Raw genomic sequence first — 14,002 nt, 5'->3', positions numbered from 1 at the left:
TGTCGTGGTGAAAGCAGTCAGGGAAGGGATGCCGGGGAAAGAATGGGAACTTCGGGCTCAGGCCTTGCGCGCCGCTGCCGCGCGCAGCCGGCCCACCACGCCGGTCGGGAAGTAGTAGACCGACAGCACGAACAGCAGCCCCAGCCACAGCAGCCAGCGGTCGGGCGAGAGCAGCGCGGCCAGCCAGGGCAGGCTGCTGGCGGTCTCGCTGGCCAGGCGCAGCAGGTCCTGCAGATAGCTCTGGGCGATCAGGAACACGACGGAGCCGACCACCGCGCCGTAGACGGTGCCCATGCCGCCGATCACCACGATGAGCAGGCAGTCCATCATGATCTCGAACGAGAGCGAGGTATCGGGTCCGTTGTAGCGCAGCCAGACGGCCAGCATGGCCCCCGCCACGCAGGCGAACAGGGCCGACAGCACGCTGGAGGTGGTGCGGTAGACCACCACGCGGTAGCCGATGGCCTCGGCACGGAATTCGTTCTCGCGGATCGCCTGCAGCACGCGGCCGAACGGCGAATTGACGATGCGCAGCAGCATCAGGACCAAGACCACGGCGAGAACGAACAGCAGGTAGTAGCTGAGGATCTTGCCGTCGATGGTCACGCCGAAGATCTCGCTCTCGAAAGGCTCGAAGCTGGGCGACAGCCATTCGGGCATCCTGAAGGTCAGGCCGTCCTCGCCCCCGGTCCAGTCCGACAGCTGCGAGGCCAGGGTCTGGAAGGCCGCGGCCACGGCCAGCGTGATCATGGCGAAGAAGATGGCCCGCACGCGCAGCGAGAACAGGCCCACGGCCAGCGACAGCAGCAGCGAAACCGCGAGCGCGCCGCCCAGCCCCGCAGCCAGCGCGCCCCAGCCCGCGCCCAGGCGCGTGGAGGCAATGGCCACGCCATAAGCGCCTATGCCGAAGAACATGGTGTGGGCAAAGCTCACGATGCCGGTATAGCCGAGCAGCAGGTCGAAGCTGGCCACCAGCACCACAAAGATCAGCACCTTGGCCGCCACATTGAGCGCCTTAACGCCGGGAAAGAGAAACGGCGCCAGGGCCAGGCCCGCGAAGATGGCCAGCAGCATCACGGCCAGCACGCGATTGCGCGGCATATCGCCGGAGAGCAAACGGTTGAGCATTCTGTTCTCCCTCAGCGGTTGGCGACCGGATAGATGCCTTGGGGACGCCACAGCAAGACAGCCACCATGAGCGCGATATTGGAAAACAGCGCCACCTTGGGCACCAGAAAGCCCGTGTAGTTGGCCATCAGCCCGACGAGCAGCGCACCGATCAGCGCACCGCCCGTGCTGCCCAGGCCGCCGATGATGATGACGATGAAGATCAGCACATTGACCTGGGCGCCCATCTGCGCCACCACGTTCTGCTGGTACAGGCCCCACATCACGCCGCCCAGGCCGGCCAGGGCCGAGCCCGCGACGAACACGGCCACGAACAGGCGGCGCACGCGGTAGCCCAGGGATTCGACCATTTCGCGGTCCTGCACGCCGGCGCGGATCAGCAGGCCGATCTTGGTGCGTGCCAGCGTCCAGGCCAGCACCGCGAACACGGCGGCGCCCACCAGCACGGCGAAGACCCGGTATTTCTCCACGGCCGCGTCGCCCAGCAACCAGGCGCCCTTCATGGCCTCGGGCAGCGGCAGCGGAATCTGCTGCGGCCCCCAGATGACCTTGATCAACTCCTCGCCGATGATCATGCCGCCCATGGTGATGAGAATCTGCTTGAGGTGCTGGCCGTAGACGGGCCGCACGATGAAGCGCTCGAAGGCCAGGCCCAGGGCGCCCGCCACCAGCATGGCCACCACCATGGCCGGCAGCACGGCCACCAGGTTGCGCCACAGCTGCGCCGAACCCGTCCAGTCGCCCATGGCGCCGAGCACGCTGGTGGCGACGAAGGCGCCCAGCGCAATGAACACGCCATGGCCGAAGTTGAGCACGTCCATGAGGCCGAACACCAGCGTCAGGCCCGAAGCGATGATGAAAATGATCATGCCCATGGCCAGGCCCGCCACCGTCAGCGTGAGCCAGGTGCTGGGCGATCCCACCAGCGGCAGGGTGGCCAGCGCCAGCATCGGCACCAGCAGCAGCGGCTTGTAATCGCGGTCCTTGCGCATCATGTCCTCACCTCGGCGCCAACTTTCATATCCATAGCTGCCAGCGCTTGACCAGCAAGCGCTTGAGCTGCTTTTTGCTTTGATTTTTGTGACCTCATAGCGCCAGCCCCAGCAGCGACTGCTGCAGTTCCTCGTCGGCCGCGAGATCGGCCATGCGGCCCGCATGCACGACGCGGCCGTTGTCCATCACGGCCACACCGTCGCCCAGTCGCTTGGCAAAGGCGATGTTCTGCTCCACCAGCAGAATGCTCACGCCGCTGGCTTTGAGCCGGGCAAAGGCGTCGATCATGTTGTTGATGATGGCCGGAGCCAGCCCCTTGCTGGGCTCGTCCACGATGAGCAGGTCGCGCGGCTCGACGATGGCGCGCGCCACGGCCACCATCTGCTTTTGCCCGCCGCTGAGCTTGCCGGCCGGGTGGTCCCAGAACTTCTGCACGGCAGGGAACAGCTCGCAGATCCAGTCCAGGCGCTGGCGGTCCATGCGTGCGGCGTTCGAGGCCGAGCGTGCGGCCAGCAACAGGTTTTCCTTGACCGTGAGGTCGGCGAAGATGCCCATGTTCTCGGGCACATAGGCGATGTTGAGCCGGGCTATCGCCGGCGTGGACAGGCGCGTGATGTCCTGCTGGGCGAAACGGATGCGGCCCTGGCTGGCCTGCCACAGGCCCATGATGGTGCGCAGCGTGGTCGTCTTGCCCGCGCCGTTGCGGCCCAGCAGCATGGTGACCTCGCCTCGCGGCACGGCCAAATCCACGCCGTGGAGGATGTGATAGGCGCCGATGTGGGTGTGCACGCCCTGGAGTTCAAGCAAAGCGTTGCTCATGCGGCCTCCTTGGCGGCGCCTGCGACATTGCCCAGATAGGCTTGCTGCACGACGGGCGAAGCGATCACCTCGGCCGGCAGCCCATCGGCCACCAGCGTGCCGTTGGTCAGCACGATGATGCGGTCGGCCAGTTCGCGCACCACGTCCATCTTGTGCTCCACCAGCAAAATGGTCTTGCTGCGGTCCTTCTTGAGTTCGCGGATCAGGTCGAGGATCACCGGCGCCTCGTCATGGCTCATGCCCGCCGTGGGCTCGTCGAACATATAGACCTGCGGCTCCAGCGCCATGAGCAGCGCCACCTCCAGCTTGCGCTGGTCGCCATGCGGCAGGGCCGAGACCGGTTCGTCGCGCCGCGCCCACAGCGCCACCTGCTCCAGGATCTGCTGCGCACGCGCCAGCAGCATGCCGTGGTCGCTCCAGATGCTCCAGAGGTTCATGCCACGCCGGTGCGCCCCCTGGCGCGTGGCCTGCACGGCCAGGCGCACGTTCTCCAGCACCGACAGGGCCGGAAACAGATTCGTGAGCTGGAAGGCCCGCCCCAGGCCGGCGCGCGTGCGCGCCGAAGGCGGCAGGTCCGTGAGGTCGCGGCCCTGCAGCGACACCCGGCCCTCCGTGGCCCGCAACTGCCCCGAGATCAGATTGAAGTAGGTGGTCTTGCCCGCGCCGTTGGGGCCGACGATGGCCGTCAGCGTGCCCGGCTCGAAGGAGCAGGTCACGCCGTTGACCGCCACATGGCCGCCAAAGCGAATGGTGAGCTTGTCAGTGGTCAGCATGAGAAATAGGAAAATCAGCCCCTAGCGCCCTACACACAAGCGCATGCAGCTATCAAAAAGTGAACCAAACCCTGCCCGCGCTGACCAAGTCAGAGACGCCGAGCAAGAGCCGCCTCGCGGCGATGGCGTCGTCCCCCTCCCGAAGAGAGAGGGGGAAGGCGCGAAGCGACTCAGGGGGTGGTTACCGTCCGTTCCGGACGGGAACGTTCATTTCTTCAGGCTTGATCTCGCGCACCAGCTCCGGCACGCCCCAGGCAAAGGCCGGGTCGTTCTTGATCCTGAAGTGGTACATGCTCTGCATGGCCTGGTGGTCCTGCTTGCGGAAGGTCATCGGTCCCTTGGGCGTGTCGAAGCTCATGCCTTCCATGGCCTTGATCAGCGCATTGGCCTTGGTGTCGCCATTGGTCTTCTTGAGCGCCGTGACGATGGCCATGGCGGCCGAGAAGCCGCCCGCCGTGAAGAAGTCCGGCGGCGCCTTGAACTGCTTGTAGTTCATGGACACCAGCGCCTCGTTGACCGGATTCTTGGGAATGCCGTAGTAGTAATAGGTCGCGCCTTCCATGCCCGGCAGGTTCTTGTAGGCGGCCATGGCAGGCAGGATGTTGCCGCCCGTGGCGATCTCGATGCCGTAGCGCTTGAGGTCCATGTCGGCGATCTTGAAAGGATTGCCGGCGCCTGCCCAGACGATCCAGATGATCTTCCTGCCCGGCTGGTCCTTGAGCTTGTCGATCAGGCGCTGGGCGCCGGCCGTGAAGTCGGTCGTGGCCGCGGGCAGGTACTCCTCGTGCACCAGCTTGCCCTTCTTGATGGCTTCCTTGAAAGCCTTGACGCCGTCGCGGCCGAAGGCATTGTCCTGAGCCAGCGTGGCAATGGTCACGCCGGGCTTGTCGATGGCCACGGCATTGCTGATCGCATCCTGGCTGGAATTGCGGCCCGTGCGGAAGATGTACTTGTTCCACTTGTCGCCCGTGATCGAGTCGGCCACGGCGGGCTCCACGATCAGGATCTTCTTGTATTCCTCAGCCACGGGCAGCATGGCCAGCGCCACGCCCGAGGCGCTGGGGCCCACGGCCAGGTCGGCCTTGTCGTCCGAATACGCGGTGGCCAGCTGGCTCTTGCCCAGATCGGGCTTGCCCTGGTCGTCCTTCTCGATCACCACCAGCTTCCTGCCCGCCACCGTCATGGTGCCGCCGGTCGCATATTCCAGGCCCATCATCAGGCCGGCCTGGGTCTGCTTGCCGTAGGCTTCCAGAGGGCCGGTCTTGCTGTAGACGTGGGCAATGCGGATTTCGGACTCCGCGAGCGCCGCAGGCGCCATGGCGGCCGCTGTCATGGCCATCGCGGCCAGCGCAGCCGACTGGATCAGGGTGCGCCGCTGGGGGTGCTTGAGCATGGGTTTGTCTCCGGTTCGTTCTTCAGATCTCGTACAGGTCTTTGCCTGCCTGCGCATTGTCTAGCAGGGTTCATGCCAAGGCATCCATGTCTTGCGACGCCTGCTTGGTCACCCATTGGATGCCCGAAATCCAGACATCGAATTGCCTGAACTTCAGACAAATGCCTGAATTGCAGACAAAGCCTACAGATTCAGCGCCGCCATGCGGTCATACAGAGTGGCGCGTGAAATGCCCAGCGCCTTGGCCGTGGCCAGCTTGTTGCCGGCGTGTACCTCCAGCGCCGCGCGGATGGCCTGGCCCTCCAGTTCGGCAATCTGTTCGGCCAGCGGGCGCAGCAGCCGGCGATCCGCACTCGCCTTTTCGCCTGAAGCACCGGCTTGCGCGGAGCGTGCATGCGCCGACAGGTCGGCCGGCTCCAGCCCTGAGGATTTGAGCACCTGCAGCAGCACTTCGGGGCCGATCAGGCTGTCGTCGCATTGCATGGCGGCCTGCTCCAGCACGTTGCGCAGCTCGCGGATATTGCCGCGCCATTCCTGGGCGGCCAGCAGCTCCAGTGCCCTGGCGCCCAGTTCGGGCATGGGCATGTCGCTGCGCAGCGCCAGGTCCTCGCCCAGCACTTCGACCAGCGCCGGAATGTCGCTGCGGCGCTCGCGCAGCGGCGGCACGCGGATGGGCAGCACATGCAGGCGGTAGAACAGGTCTTCGCGGAACAGCCCGTCGCGCACCATCTGCGGCAGGTCGCGCGAGGTGGCGGCCACCACGCGCACATCGAAGCGCACGATCTGGTTGGAACCCAGCGGCTCGATCTCGCTTTCCTGCAGGGCGCGCAGCAGCTTGGCCTGCAGACTTGGCGGCATGTCGCCGATCTCGTCGAGGAACAGCGTGCCGCCGTCGGCCAGCTTGAACTTGCCGTCGCGCGGCTTGCGCTCGGCACCCGTATAGGCGCCGGGCGCCACGCCAAAGAACTCGGCTTCCAGCAGCGCTTCGGGAATGGCGGCGATGTTGACGCTCACGAAGGGGCCGCCGGCGCGGGCCGAGGCGCTGTGGATGGCATGGGCCAGCAGCTCCTTGCCCGTACCGGTCTCGCCCAGCAGCAGCACAGGGCTCATGGACTGGGCCGCGCGGCGCGCCTGGCGCTTGACCTCCACGGACGCCGGGCTGCTGCCCACGAAGCTGGCAAAGCTGTACTTGGCGCGCCGGGCGCCATCGACCGAGGCACGCAGGCTGCGGGTGCGCTGGGCAGCCAGCTCCCGCTTGGCCTCATCCAGGTCGCGCTGCAGCAGCGCGAACTTGCTGATCAGCGGCTGCAGCGTGGTTTCGGGCTGGTCGAACAGCACGATGCCGATGGCGCCGAACAGCACGCCGTCGCCGTCATGCAGCGGCAACCGGCTCACGACAAAGGTGCCGGCCCGGTTGGTCAGCAGGTCGATGAGCACGGGCTGGCCGGTTTCCAGCACGCGGCGCATCTGGGTGTTGGGAATCACCTCCTCGACCTTGTGGCCCAGGAAGTCGTGGACCGATGCCACGCCCAGCCGCGGCAGAAAGCGCTCGTAGCCCTCGTTGACCCAGACGATGCGCCCGGTCTGGTCGACCAGGAACATGCCCTGGCTGATGGACGAGAACAGCTGGAACATGGAGCGCGCGGCCAGCGCGTAGATGCCTTCGGCGTCCAGCGGCAGGGCCGCGCCCTGGGCGGCGGATGGAGTCTCGGTGGTTTGCAGGGGTGGGGCCATGGTGGGAGGCGCTCCGATAAAGAGAGCTGCTGGCGCTTTGACATAAAGCACTCCAAGGCATTCTGAGGGATATTCCATTTCGCCCCAAGAGGATGTCCACCGGAAAGCCCCCGGCACTTGCACGCTCCGTGCAGCCATGGTCCAGCAGACGTTCTGCCCCGGGGCGGCCCATAAAAAAACCCTCTGTCTTTTGGACAGAGGGTGTGAGTGCCCGCAGATGCCATGCGTGGCTCATCCGCAGTAGGCTAGCAAAGGATTGCCTCAGGCGGCCGCACCCTCCTCCAGGCGCGCCTGCCTGGCATCGGCCATGCGCTTGATCACGCGCGGCACGATGAGCACGGCCAGCACGATGACGATCAGCGTCAGCGACATGGGGCGCTGCAGGAAGATCCACCAGCTGCCTTCGCCGATGGAGACCGCGTTGCGCATCTGCGCTTCGGCCAGGGGGCCGAGGATCATGCCGACCACCACGGGGGCGGTGGGGAAGTCGAAGCGGCGCATGATCACGCCCAGCACGCCGATGCCGTAGAGCAGGAACAGGTCGAACGCGCTCTGGCGCATGCCGTAGGCCCCCACGGTGGCGAAGATCAGAATGCCGGCGTACAGCTGGGGGCGGGGAATCTTCAGCAGCTTGACCCACAGGCCCACCATGGGCAGGTTGAGCACCAGCAGCATGACGTTGCCGATGTACAGCGAGGCGATCAGCGCCCATACCAGGGCCGCGGAGCTGGTGAACAGCTGCGGGCCGGGGTTGATGCCGTAGTTCTGGAACGCGCCCAGCAGCACGGCCGTGGTGTTGCTGGTGGGAATGCCCAGCGTCAGCAGCGGGATCAGGGCCGCCGTCACCGTGGCGTTGTTGGCGGACTCGGGGCCGGCCACGCCTTCGATGGCGCCCTGCTTGCCGAATTCGGCCTTGTCCTCGCCCTTGGCCAGCTTCTTTTCGGTCGCGTAGCTCAGGAAGGTCGGAATCTCGGTGCCGCCGGCGGGAATGCAGCCGAACGGCGTGCCGATGACGGTGCCGCGGATCCAGGCGGGCCAGGAGCGCTTCCAGTCGCGACGGGTCATGTGGACGCGGGTCAGCTTGTTCTGCGACTCCTCGACCTTGCCTTCATAGAGGGCGGCGTACAGCACCTCGGCCACGGCGAACAGGCCCACGGCCACCAGCACGATGTCGATGCCGTCCAGCAGCTCCATCTGGTTGCCCGTGTAGCGGGCCGCGCCGGAGATCTGGTCCATGCCCACGCAGCCGGCGGCCAGGCCCACGAACAGCGCTGTCATGCCGCGCAGCGAGCTCTGGCCCAGCACCGCGCTCACCGTGGTGAAGGCCAGCACCATGAGCATAAAGTACTCGGGCGGGCCCAGCTTCACGGCGAAGTCGGCCACGTAGGGAGCGAACAGCGTCACGACCACGGTGGCGAAGGTGCCGGCCACGAAGGAGCCGATGGCCGCCGTCGCCAGCGCCGCGCCGGCGCGGCCGCTCTTGGCCATCTTGTTGCCCTCCATGGCCGTCACCATGCTGGCGGTTTCGCCGGGGGTGTTGAGCAGGATGGAGGTGGTCGAGCCGCCATACATGGCGCCGTAGTAGATGCCGGAGAAGAAGATCATGGACGCCGTCACGTCCACCTTGGCAGTGATCGGCAGCAGCATGGCCACGGCCACTGCGGGGCCGATGCCGGGCAGCACGCCCACGGCCGTGCCCAGCGCGCAGCCCACCAGCGCCCACAGCAGGTTGACGGGGGTGATGGCCGTGGCAAAGCCGGCCAGAAGTGCGTTGAAGATATCCATTACAGCCACCCTGTTTCAGTCAGGCCCGGCAGGTTGATCGCCAGGAATTGCGTGAACATCCAGAACACGGGAGCCGAGATCAGCAGGCCCGTCACGACGTCCTTGGCCCAGGTGCCGATGGCACCGGCCTGGCTCTGGCCCGCCGCGCGTCGCAGGCCCTGGACGGCCAGTACATAGCACAGCGCGCAGCTGAAGATGAAGCCCAGCTTGGCGATCAGCGCGGCATTGACCAGCAGGCCCGCGGACACCCAGACAAAGGGCAGGATGTCGGCCTTGGGCTGACCGCCGGGATCGGCCGCATGGCGAAAGCCGCCGGTGCGGGCTTCCCAGATCAGCATGGTGCCGCACAGGCCCAGCACTGCGGCGCACAGCCAGGGCAGGAAGTTGGGGCCGACGCCGCCGTAGCCGGAGTCGCCCGGAATCTGCAGCGCACCCACGGCCAGGCCTATGGCCACCAGCAGCACGCCGGCGCCCACAATGGTCTGCGCCATCGCGGAAGGCACGTTGGGGCTTTGGGGCTCGTCCGGATCGGCATAGGCCGAGACCTGGGCGGTCTCCGCGGCCTCGGCCAGTTTTTGGAAAGTTTCAGACATGAGATTGCATGTATTGGGGTGCCGGCACTCGGGGCGGAGTGCCTGCAATGGCACCGGAGGCTAAAAAAACGGTCAAGCCAAGGCTGGCAAGGCATGGCCCCAGGCATGACGCCTTCTTCGCCGAAGCAGCCGGACAGGGCGCCCGGCTGCCTGCCTTCATCACACCATGCCGGACTTGACCATGGTGGCGCGCAGGCTTGCGAACTCGTCGTCCACGAACTTGGCGAAGGCGTCGCCGGCCAGCCAGGCGGCCGTCCAGTCGTTCTTCTGCATGGCTTCGGCCCAGGCCTTGCTCTTGGTGGCCTTTTCGATCATGGCGATCAGCTCGTCACGCTGGGCCTTGCTGATGCCGGGCGCGCCGTAGACGCCGCGCCAGTTGCCGATTTCCACGTTGATGCCCTGCTCCTTGAGCGTGGGCGTGTCCAGGCCCTTGAGGCGCTGGCCCGAGGTGACGCCGATGGGCTTCATCTTGCCGCTGGCGATGTACTCGGCAAACTCCGAATAGCCGCTGCCGCCCACGGTCACGTTGCCGCCCAGGATGGCGGAGATCGCCTCGCCGCCCCCGCGGAAGGCCACGTAGTTGATCTTGGCGGGGTCCACGCCGACTTCACGCGCGATCATGGCTGCCGCAATGTGTTCGGTGGAGCCGCGCGAGCCGCCGCCCCATTTGATGGAGCCCGGGTCCTTCTTGAGCTGGGCGACCACCTCGGCCATGTTCTTGTAGGGCGAATTGGCGGGCAGCACGAAGACGTTGTATTCGCTGGTCAGGCGCGCCAGCGGCGTGGCCTGGCTCAGGTTCACGGGCGGCTTGCCGGTGATGATGCCGCCCACCATCACGGCACCCATGACCATCATGGCATTGGGATCGCCCTTGCTGCTGTTCACAAACTGCGCCAGGCCGATGGCGCCGGCTGCGCCGCCCTTGTTGTCGTAGGTCACCGAGGACGCCACGCCGGCATCCTGCAGGGCCTTGCCCAGGGCACGGCCCGTGGTGTCCCAGCCACCGCCCGGGTTGGCCGGCAGCATCATCTTGATGGCTGCCGCGGCCTGGGCCGACAGCGGCAGGCTGCCAACTGCCGCCAAGGCGGCCAGCGACTTCAAAAAGGTATCACGACGCATGGTTTGCTCCTTTTGTAATGGGTGGGGCGATGATGAAGGTCCTGCCTGTCAAACAGCTGTCCAAACACCTAGGGCATTCCCTAGATTCACGGGGGCATGCCGGCCCGCGGAGAACGCCGGCATCAGTCGGTGCTAACGTGCGCGCCATGCAATTGCTGCTTGTTGAAGACGACTCTGCCATGCGCACCACGCTGCAGCGCACGCTGATGCGCCGCGGCCTGAATGTGGAAGTGGCCGCCGACGGCCCCAGCGCCCTGGCCCACTGGCTGACGCGCGAGCCCGATGCCGTGGTGCTGGACCTGAGCCTGCCCGGCCTGGACGGCCTGCAGGTGCTGGAGCGCGTGCGCGCCCAGGGCCTGCGCACCCCCGTGCTGGTGCTGACGGCGCGCGGCACCGTGGGCGACCGCGTGCTGGGCCTGAACGCCGGCGCCGACGACTATCTGGCCAAGCCCTTCGATCTGGACGAACTGGAGGCGCGGCTGCGCGCCCTGCTGCGGCGCAGCCATGACAGTTTCACACCCAAACCGGCCTCGGAGGCCGTGGAGATGGGCGCACTGCGCTACGAAAAGGAAAGCGGTGCGCTGTATCTGAACAACGAGATCATGGAGCTGACTCCGCGCGAGCTGGCCATGATGCATGCGCTGCTGGCCCGTCCCGGCCATGCGGTCGCCAAGGAAAGGCTGTTCAGCCTGGTCTTTCCCGGCGAAGTCGACGTGCAGTACGAAGCCATCGAAGTGGTGGCCTACCGGCTACGCAAAAAGCTCTCCGGCACCGGCCTGCAGCTGGTCACGCTGCGCGGCCTGGGCTACCTGCTCAAGACGGAAAGCGCGGCATGACAAGGCTGGGCGACCCGGGCGACGCCTCTTCGGCAGGGCGGCGCAGACGCACGCCCTGGTCGCTGCGGCGGCTGCTGCTCACGGGCATTCTGCTGCCTGTCATCCTGCTGATCGCCCTCAACGCCTGGAGCCTGTACCAGCAGACATTGGCCACGCTGCATACGGCCTACGACCGCACGCTGCTGGCTTCGGCCAAGAGCATCAGCGAGGAGATCGACGTCACCGGCTACGACGAGAACGCCAGGCTGCGGGCCATTGTTCCCTATTCGGCGCTGGAGACTTTCGAGGCCGACAATCAGAGCCGCATGTTCTACCGCGTCTCCACGCTCGACGGCGAGCTGATTTCGGGCTTCGACGAACTGCCCATGTGGCACGGCCACATACCGCAGCGCCCGCCCTATGCGGCGCTGGTCGATTTCTACAACGACACGTTCCGCGGCCATCCGGTGCGCGTGGCCGTGCTGCTGCAGCCCGTGGCCAGCTCCAACGGCCGCGGCATGGCGGTGATCCAGGTGGCCGAGACACTGGAGCTGCGCGAGACCCTGGCCCTGCAGATCCTGCGCGATACCCTGATCCGCCAGGCCCTGCTGGTCATGGTGGTGGCACTCATCGTCGTCATCGTGGTCCAGCGCGCCACACAGCCTGTGCGCCAGCTCAGCCAGAGCCTGCATGCGCGCTCCCAGGGCGACCTGAGCCCCCTGGATGCCTCGCAGGCGCCCCGTGAAGTGCAGCCGCTGCTGGATGCCACCAACCAGCTCATGGGCCGGCTGCGGCGGCTGCTCGACAACCAGAAACGCTTCGTGCGCGACGCCTCCCACCAGTTGCGCACGCCGCTGGCGGTACTCAAGGCCCAGGTGCAGTCCGCCCAGCGCGGCGACATCCCGCCCATGCAGGCACTCGAGGAAATCGGCACTACGGTCGACCGCGCCACGCGCGTTGCCAACCAGATGCTGGCCCTTGCCAAGGTGGAGCAACTGCGCCAGGAAGACAGCAATGCACCCCAGCCCACGCCGCCGGTGTTGCTGGATGAGATCGTGCGCGACATCGCCCTGGAGCTGTCGCCCCTGATCGCCGAGCACGATATGGATTTCGCCATAGACACCCGTCCATGCCCCGTTCCCGCGCACGAATGGATGTTGCGCGAACTCACGCGCAACCTGCTGCACAACGCCATCCGCCACACGCCGCCGCGCGGCCAGCTGCAGATCCATGTCCAGGCGCAGGGCCCGGATGCCATGCTGAGCATCCGCGACAGCGGCAGCGGCATCGACCAGGAGCTGGCTCAGCGCCTGTTCCAGCCCTTTTCGGCCGGCAATGCGCGCAGCGGCTCGGGTCTGGGGCTGGCCATCTGCCAGGAAATCGTCCAGACGCTGGGCGGCCGCATCGCTCTGAGCAATCTGCATGATGTGGACGGCCAGGTCCGCGGCCTGCAGGCCCTGGTACGGTTACCGATGTTTCCAGTCGAAAAAACCAGTGAGGCAGCAGCGCCCAACGACTTGGCTTGAGTCACCAAAGCCTCGCAAAATACGCATATGAGCGAACTGGAATCCATGCGTCTGGACAAGTGGCTGTGGTGCGCGCGCTTTTACAAGACGCGCAGCCTGGCCGTGGAGGAAATCGGCAGAGGCCGGGTCACGGTCAATGGCAGCCATGCCAAGGCCGCCCGCGAAATACATCCGGGCGACACGATTGCCCTCAAGCAGGGCAACATTCCCAAGGAAGTGATCGTGCGCGGCCTGAGCGGCATGCGCGGGCCCGCTCCCGTGGCGCAGACGCTATATGAGGAAACGGCACAAAGCAAGCTCAACCGCGAACAGCTGGCCGAACAAAGGCGCCGGGCCCCCGAGCCGGCCGCGGCCCTGGCTGCCCAGCATACCGGCCGCCCCACCAAGCGCGACCGCCGCGACATGGAGCGCATGCGCGATCCCTGGGGAGACCGCTGGAGCGCCTCCATCGAGGACTGAACCGACTTCCATGACAGAAAGCGGCCACGGCAAAAAGTCTCCCTCAGGAGGCTTTTTTTATTTCCCGGGCTTGAGCAAGGCCAGCTCTTCTGGCGTCAGCCAACGCCACTGGCCCGGCGCCAGATCCACGGGCAAGACCAGACCGCCCATCTTCCAGCGGTGCAGGCCTTCCACGCGGTTGCCCACGGCGGCCAGCATGCGCTTGACCTGGTGGTACTTGCCTTCGGTCAAGGTCAGGTCCAGCACATGGCTGTCCACCTGCTCGCAGGCTGCAGCCTTGACCGGCTTGGGATCATCGTCCAGCACCACGCCGTCGAGCAGGCGCTGCACCTGCTTGTCGTCCACCGGATGCTTGCAGGTCACGCGGTACACCTTGGACACATGCTTCTTCGGCGAGGACATGCGGTGGATGAACTGGCCATCATCGCTGAGCAAGAGCAGGCCCGTGGTGTCCTGATCCAGGCGGCCCACTGCCTGCACACCCTGGATGGCCCCTTTGTTGGGCCGCTGCCGCAAAGGCGCTGGCAGCAGGGTATAAATGCTCGGATGGGCCGATGGCTTCTGGGAGCACTCGGTGCCCGCAGGCTTGTGGAGCAGTACATAGCCAAGTTCGTGGTATTCCCATTCCACGCCCTGTACCTTGAAGCGCAGCCCTTCGGGATCGATCTCCAGCGTCGAATCGAGCACCTGCTCCCATGCGTTGCTTTGTGCGTTCCACAGCTGCACCCACCCCTGTTGCACCAGACCCGAACACACGCGGCGGATGCCAAAACCCTGGGTATACAACATCTCCTGCAATTGCATGCCTGATCCTTTTCCTGCTCGCGAATATTCAACCCAGCAATAAAAAACCCCGCAGCCTTGG

13 protein-coding genes are annotated in these 14,002 nt (G+C 66.1%); 3 read left to right on the top strand and 10 right to left on the bottom strand.

Translation table 11 applies throughout. The features are described from left to right. Positions 1-57: 57 nt before the first annotated feature. The 9 genes from Cte04_RS20690 to Cte04_RS20650 form a co-directional block, all read right to left on the bottom strand. A complete protein-coding gene (locus Cte04_RS20690; protein ID WP_066483653.1) occupies positions 58-1,128 on the bottom strand; it encodes a branched-chain amino acid ABC transporter permease in 1,071 nt (356 codons plus the stop codon). 11 nt (positions 1,129-1,139) lie between these two features. After that, positions 1,140-2,123, bottom strand: a complete 984-nt coding sequence (locus Cte04_RS20685) for a branched-chain amino acid ABC transporter permease (RefSeq protein ID WP_066483651.1) — start codon at positions 2,121-2,123, stop codon at positions 1,140-1,142. Between the two features lie 91 nt (positions 2,124-2,214). Next, a complete protein-coding gene (locus Cte04_RS20680) occupies positions 2,215-2,940 on the bottom strand; it encodes an ABC transporter ATP-binding protein (RefSeq protein WP_066483650.1) in 726 nt (241 codons plus the stop codon). Then, on the bottom strand, positions 2,937-3,713 hold the full coding sequence (locus Cte04_RS20675) for an ABC transporter ATP-binding protein (protein ID WP_066483649.1): 777 nt from the start codon (positions 3,711-3,713) through the stop codon (positions 2,937-2,939). The genes Cte04_RS20680 and Cte04_RS20675 overlap by 4 nt, the downstream gene beginning before the upstream one ends. A 181-nt stretch (positions 3,714-3,894) precedes the next feature. Next, positions 3,895-5,106 carry a substrate-binding domain-containing protein gene (locus Cte04_RS20670; RefSeq protein ID WP_066483646.1) on the bottom strand — a complete coding sequence of 404 codons (1,212 nt, stop codon included), beginning with the start codon at positions 5,104-5,106 and terminating at the stop codon, positions 3,895-3,897. A 183-nt stretch (positions 5,107-5,289) separates the two neighbouring features. Then, complete coding sequence (locus Cte04_RS20665; RefSeq protein WP_066483644.1) at positions 5,290-6,840, bottom strand: sigma-54 interaction domain-containing protein; 1,551 nt, start codon at positions 6,838-6,840, stop codon at positions 5,290-5,292. 261 nt (positions 6,841-7,101) lie between these two features. Then, positions 7,102-8,625, bottom strand: a complete 1,524-nt coding sequence (locus tag Cte04_RS20660; RefSeq protein WP_066483643.1) for a tripartite tricarboxylate transporter permease — start codon at positions 8,623-8,625, stop codon at positions 7,102-7,104. Next, entirely contained in the window at positions 8,625-9,218 is a 594-nt protein-coding gene (locus tag Cte04_RS20655) for a tripartite tricarboxylate transporter TctB family protein (RefSeq protein WP_066483641.1), read from the bottom strand. Before Cte04_RS20655 ends, Cte04_RS20660 begins: the two co-directional genes overlap by 1 nt. Positions 9,219-9,377: 159 nt before the next feature. Next, positions 9,378-10,337, bottom strand: coding sequence for a Bug family tripartite tricarboxylate transporter substrate binding protein (locus Cte04_RS20650; protein WP_066483637.1), 960 nt, complete (start codon positions 10,335-10,337; stop codon positions 9,378-9,380). A 146-nt stretch (positions 10,338-10,483) separates the two neighbouring features. Between Cte04_RS20650 and Cte04_RS20645 the strand changes: the two genes are divergently transcribed. Genes Cte04_RS20645 through Cte04_RS20635 form a run of 3 tightly spaced genes read left to right on the top strand, consistent with a single transcriptional unit; the run spans position 10,484 to position 13,137 of the window. Then, complete coding sequence (locus Cte04_RS20645) at positions 10,484-11,173, top strand: response regulator (protein WP_066483636.1); 690 nt, start codon at positions 10,484-10,486, stop codon at positions 11,171-11,173. After that, positions 11,170-12,678, top strand: a complete 1,509-nt coding sequence (locus Cte04_RS20640) for a sensor histidine kinase (RefSeq protein ID WP_066483635.1) — start codon at positions 11,170-11,172, stop codon at positions 12,676-12,678. Before Cte04_RS20645 ends, Cte04_RS20640 begins: the two co-directional genes overlap by 4 nt. Before the next feature lie 27 nt (positions 12,679-12,705). Next, positions 12,706-13,137 (top strand): Hsp15 family ribosome-associated heat shock protein, encoded by a 432-nt coding sequence (locus Cte04_RS20635; protein WP_066483633.1) that lies wholly within the window; start codon positions 12,706-12,708, stop codon positions 13,135-13,137. A 57-nt stretch (positions 13,138-13,194) separates the two neighbouring features. On the opposite strand, the gene Cte04_RS20630 is transcribed toward Cte04_RS20635, so the two are convergent. After that, positions 13,195-13,941 carry a 16S rRNA pseudouridine(516) synthase gene (locus Cte04_RS20630; protein WP_066483629.1) on the bottom strand — a complete coding sequence of 249 codons (747 nt, stop codon included), beginning with the start codon at positions 13,939-13,941 and terminating at the stop codon, positions 13,195-13,197. Positions 13,942-14,002: the final 61 nt, after the last annotated feature.

This window comes from Comamonas terrae (assembly GCF_001544075.1).
Classification (GTDB): domain Bacteria; phylum Pseudomonadota; class Gammaproteobacteria; order Burkholderiales; family Burkholderiaceae_C; genus Comamonas; species Comamonas terrae.
This window is presented reverse-complemented; position numbering and strand designations above follow the sequence as displayed.

Coding starts and splice junctions, on each gene's coding strand:
- Cte04_RS20690 (WP_066483653.1), bottom strand. CDS start 1,128: ATGCTCAACCGTTTGCTCTCCGGCGATATGCCGCGCAATCGCGTGCTG.
- Cte04_RS20685 (WP_066483651.1), bottom strand. CDS start 2,123: ATGATGCGCAAGGACCGCGATTACAAGCCGCTGCTGCTGGTGCCGATG.
- Cte04_RS20680 (WP_066483650.1), bottom strand. CDS start 2,940: ATGAGCAACGCTTTGCTTGAACTCCAGGGCGTGCACACCCACATCGGC.
- Cte04_RS20675 (WP_066483649.1), bottom strand. CDS start 3,713: ATGCTGACCACTGACAAGCTCACCATTCGCTTTGGCGGCCATGTGGCG.
- Cte04_RS20670 (WP_066483646.1), bottom strand. CDS start 5,106: ATGCTCAAGCACCCCCAGCGGCGCACCCTGATCCAGTCGGCTGCGCTG.
- Cte04_RS20665 (WP_066483644.1), bottom strand. CDS start 6,840: ATGGCCCCACCCCTGCAAACCACCGAGACTCCATCCGCCGCCCAGGGC.
- Cte04_RS20660 (WP_066483643.1), bottom strand. CDS start 8,625: ATGGATATCTTCAACGCACTTCTGGCCGGCTTTGCCACGGCCATCACC.
- Cte04_RS20655 (WP_066483641.1), bottom strand. CDS start 9,218: ATGTCTGAAACTTTCCAAAAACTGGCCGAGGCCGCGGAGACCGCCCAG.
- Cte04_RS20650 (WP_066483637.1), bottom strand. CDS start 10,337: ATGCGTCGTGATACCTTTTTGAAGTCGCTGGCCGCCTTGGCGGCAGTT.
- Cte04_RS20645 (WP_066483636.1), top strand. CDS start 10,484: ATGCAATTGCTGCTTGTTGAAGACGACTCTGCCATGCGCACCACGCTG.
- Cte04_RS20640 (WP_066483635.1), top strand. CDS start 11,170: ATGACAAGGCTGGGCGACCCGGGCGACGCCTCTTCGGCAGGGCGGCGC.
- Cte04_RS20635 (WP_066483633.1), top strand. CDS start 12,706: ATGAGCGAACTGGAATCCATGCGTCTGGACAAGTGGCTGTGGTGCGCG.
- Cte04_RS20630 (WP_066483629.1), bottom strand. CDS start 13,941: ATGCAATTGCAGGAGATGTTGTATACCCAGGGTTTTGGCATCCGCCGC.